Source organism: Azospirillum aestuarii (genome assembly GCF_016632405.1).
GTDB lineage: Bacteria > Pseudomonadota > Alphaproteobacteria > Azospirillales > Azospirillaceae > Azospirillum > Azospirillum aestuarii.
Genome location: NZ_JAEPIV010000087.1, coordinates 1 through 1,564, shown reverse-complemented (window position 1 = coordinate 1,564; position 1,564 = coordinate 1). Strand labels below are relative to the sequence as shown.

1 protein-coding gene is annotated in these 1,564 nt (G+C 67.8%); it reads right to left on the bottom strand.

The window, feature by feature from the left end:
• The coding region (locus tag JJL56_RS32705; RefSeq protein WP_200487931.1) for an IS1182 family transposase at positions 1–1,564 on the bottom strand (1,564 nt) is incomplete at both ends.

Genomic DNA, 1,564 nt, shown 5'->3' with positions numbered 1-1,564 from the left:
GCGGGTTTTTGCCAGGGGCCGGTCGGTCCACCACGCGTCCAAACGGACGATGTTGAGGGCGACGGCGGTCAGGACGTGCTGCAGGTGGGTCTTGGCCAGTCCGAGATACCGGCATCGCCGCAGGTCGAAGAGTTGCAGGGCTTGGGCCAGCGTTCCTTCGACCCCGGCCCGGGCCGCGTAGCGACGGCGCCATTCCTGCGTTTCCTGCTGGCGGCGCGCGTCTTGAAGCGCTTCATGCTCGGCGCGCGGCCGGAAGGTGAGATTCCGTGGGCTGGCTTTGGCCTGGGTGCAATGCGCCCGCGCCGGGCACGGGGTGCACACCCGGAAGGGGAATTTGACGTGGATGACCGCGTTGCCCCAGCGGTCCGTCTTCGGCACCCAGGATGTGGCGGTCTGGTCCTGCGGACAGGTCACGGTCTGGGCGTCCCAACGGATGGTGAAGGCGCTCAGGTCATAGCCTTGGTGGGTCTTGCTCTGCCAACTGATGTCGGGCCGAACCGGCCCCACGATCTCAATCCCGTGCTCGGTCTGGCTGGCGATCAGCAACGGCGCATCGACGTAGCCGGCATCGAGGAAGTGCACCGCGGGCACCAAGCCGCGCGCCGCCAAGGCCGCGTGAATGGGCGCCGTGCGGTCGATGTCGCTGACCGGCGCCAGCGTGGTCTCGACATGGGTGATCAGGTGGGGCGCTTGGGCATCGCAGGTTTCGCTGAGATGGACCTTGTACCCGACCCAGGTGGCGCTACGCTTGTTGCCGTAGTGCGCCTCCACGTCATAAGGCGAATCATGCCGCTGGCTGGCCGGCGGCAACTCGGTTGCGGTCCGCCAGCGGACCTGGTCCTCTTCGGTGTAGAATTGGTGAACCCAAGTGCGGCGCAGCGCCTGGACCGTCGGTAGGGCGCGCAAGCCGACCGGGGCGTCCGCGGCATAGACGGCGGCGAGGATCTGGTAACCGTCGCGGCCGATCTGCTCCGCCAGAGCCGTGCGGGCGGCCTCCCCCTTGGGCAGCCGATATTCCTCGACCCGGCGGCCATAGCGCTCGAACCAGTCGAGGGTGATCCGGTCGGTCAACCAAGCCGGCGCCGCCTCGGCCAGACTGTTCAACGCGGCCCGCAGCGTCTCGCCGATCGTTTCCAGACGGTTGAGCCCGCGGATAGCGGCCACGACATGAGTGGAATCGGTACGCTGCCGGCCTCCGGCTTTCACCAACCCGGCTATTTTGAGCCGCGTCAGCAAGGCGTCCAACAGCAGCGCCTCCTGTTCCCCGGCGATCAACCGAGCCCGGAATTCGCTGAGCACGGAAAAGTCGAAGCCCGGATCGGTGAGATCCAGGCTGAGAGCGTACTTCCAGTCGATCCGCCCGCGCACGGCGTCGGCGGCCTGCCGGTCGGGCAACCCCTCAAGGAACTGCAGGACCGAAACCAGCGCCAATCGCCACGGCGCGGCCGCCGGCTGGCCCCGCTGGGGGTACAAGGCGGCGAACAGATCGTCTTGATAGATCGTCCCCAGTTCATCGCGGAGACGGAGAACGGCCGTGCCCTTGGGGAAGGCGGCCCGCGCGACG